General features: G+C 64.8%; 4 protein-coding genes. 1 reads left to right on the top strand and 3 read right to left on the bottom strand.

Annotation, left to right across the window (positions count from 1 at the left end; genetic code table 11):
• Nucleotides 1-151: 151 nt before the first annotated feature.
• The 3 genes from CCN42_RS34145 to CCN42_RS34135 are packed head-to-tail and all read right to left on the bottom strand — an operon-like array spanning nt 152 to nt 1,156.
• On the bottom strand, nt 152-475 hold the full coding sequence (locus CCN42_RS34145; protein WP_086741305.1) for a DUF1048 domain-containing protein: 324 nt from the start codon (nt 473-475) through the stop codon (nt 152-154).
• 1 nt (nt 476) lies between these two features.
• Nucleotides 477-833, bottom strand: coding sequence for a DUF1048 domain-containing protein (locus tag CCN42_RS34140; RefSeq protein ID WP_086741304.1), 357 nt, complete (start codon nt 831-833; stop codon nt 477-479).
• Nucleotides 830-1,156 (bottom strand): PadR family transcriptional regulator, encoded by a 327-nt coding sequence (locus tag CCN42_RS34135; protein WP_086741303.1) that lies wholly within the window; start codon nt 1,154-1,156, stop codon nt 830-832. The genes CCN42_RS34140 and CCN42_RS34135 overlap by 4 nt, the downstream gene beginning before the upstream one ends.
• 375 nt (nt 1,157-1,531) lie before the next feature.
• Between CCN42_RS34135 and CCN42_RS34130 the strand changes: the two genes are divergently transcribed.
• Nucleotides 1,532-1,991 (top strand): IS701 family transposase (locus CCN42_RS34130; RefSeq protein ID WP_143662116.1); only part of this gene is annotated, 460 nt, incomplete at its 3' end.

Below are 1,991 nucleotides of genomic sequence, written 5' to 3'. Positions count from 1 at the left end.
CTACCAGGTCCTCGATCTCCTCCAGGACCAGCTGAGGTGCTGGACCGGCACCTGCACCACCTGCGGACGACCGCTACCCACCCGACGAGACCGCCACAGACAGGCCAGAACCTAACGAAGTACTACTAGAGGGCAACCTGCAGGCGGAGCTTTACCTGGCCGCGCCGGGTTCCCCGCCAAGCGATTCCTGGTAGGCATCCGCGTAGGTCGGAGAGTCCTTGATCAGGTCGTCGCAGAACGCGGCGACGTCGGAGCCGATGAGTTCCAGAACTCCCTTGCCCTCGGCGACGCCCTCCTCGAAGAAGTCGACGATTGCTGGGAGGAGGGGTCCGTCGGGCAGGCTGATCGGGCCGACCTTGAACAGGTACTTCTGCATCTCCTTGTAGACGATCCGGTAGTCCGGCGGGAGTGCCTTGACCCGGGTCATGTGAGCCCGCCACTGTTTCTTGCCTTCGATGATGTCCTGGATGCTCACGTCAGCCTCCCAGTCGGCTCAATTTCCTCGCGACGTTCCTGTTCAACTGCTCGCGCCACCGGTCGCGATAAGTCCGGGCCCCTGCTCCGCCGGCCAGCGCCGTGCAGAAGCCCCGGACGTCGTCGCCGAGCACCTCGTGGACGCTCTGCCCGTCCGCCGCCGACACTTCGAGCAGCCCCAGGGCGGAGTCGAGGATCGGTGTCAGGTTGCGGCCGGTGAAGTCCCCGTAGGGGAAGAGGTGGGCGACGATCTGTCCCCACGCCGCCCGGTAGTCGTCCGGCAGGGCCTCGACCCGGACTTCGAACGCCATCCATTCCCTGGTGAGATCGCTGCCTGTGACCTTCTCCCAGAGGTTCATCTCCCACCCTCCTTGAGGTTGTCGATCCGTGATGAGAGGTAGTGCCATTTCGCCCAGAACTTCGCGAGTTCCTCGCGCCCGGCGTCGTTGAGCGCGTAGAACTTGCGCGGCGGACCGACCCCGGATGGTCGTTTCGTCACCTGGACGAGCCCGTTCCTCTCCAGCCGCAGCAAGATGGTGTACACCGTGCCCTCGATGACGTCGGTGAAGCCGAGCTCGTTCAGCTGACGGGTGATGGCGTACCCGTAGGTTTCCTCGTTGCTGATGATTTCGAGCACGCACCCTTCGAGCGTGCCCTTCAACATCTCTGTCAGATCGTCCATCGCGGGTGCTCCTCAGCCTGACCAGTACTACGTGCTACTGAGTACCGCTTACACGGTATCACCGAGTAGTGGAGCGGCGGCGTCTCCGGTGGCCGCAATCCCGGGCCAAAGGTTCGGTGGAAGACCAGGGTTTCGTCGAACGCTGCAGCCCGGTCATCGATTGAGCTGACGGGTGGACCGTTCCACAACATGCTGGCCAGGTCCTCGATCTCCTCCAGGACCTGCTGAGGTGCTGGACCGGCACCTGCACCCCCTGCGGACGACCGCTACCCACCCGACGAGGCCGCCACAGACGGGCCAGAGCCTAACGAAGTACTACTAGTAGTGCTTCGTTACGTCGGGTGATCTCGTCTGGTGGTGGGCATCTTTTCCGGTATGAGGCTGGGGGAGGTGGAACGGCTCCGGGGTGAGTTATCGGAGTTCGTTGCCGATGTGTTCGCCTCGGTGCCGCGCCGGGATCAGCGGCGGTGGGGTGAGTGTTATCTGCGGGGTCTGATGCTGGAGGGCCGGCGCAAGTCGATCCAGCCGATGGCCGAGCGGCTGCCGGACGGGAACATGCAGGCCCTGCAGCAGTTCGTGAACCAGTCGCCGTGGGATCCGCTGCCGGTGCGGCGGCGGATCGCCGAGCGGCTGTGCGAGACGGTCCGGCCCGAGGTGTGGGTGGTCGACGATGTGTCGTTTCCCAAGTGCGGCACCGTGTCGGTGGGGGTGGCCCGCCAGTACTGCGGAGCACTGGGCAAGCGGGCGAACTGCCAGGTTGCGGTCAGTGTCCACGCCGCGACCGACACCGCGTCCTGCCCGCTGGACTGGCAGCTGTATCTGCCGCGCGAGTGGA

This window comes from Streptomyces glaucescens (genome assembly GCF_002154375.1).
Classification (GTDB): Bacteria; Actinomycetota; Actinomycetes; order Streptomycetales; family Streptomycetaceae; genus Streptomyces; species Streptomyces glaucescens.
The sequence above is the reverse complement of the archived record's forward strand: the minus strand, read 5'-3'. Positions and strand labels throughout refer to the sequence as shown.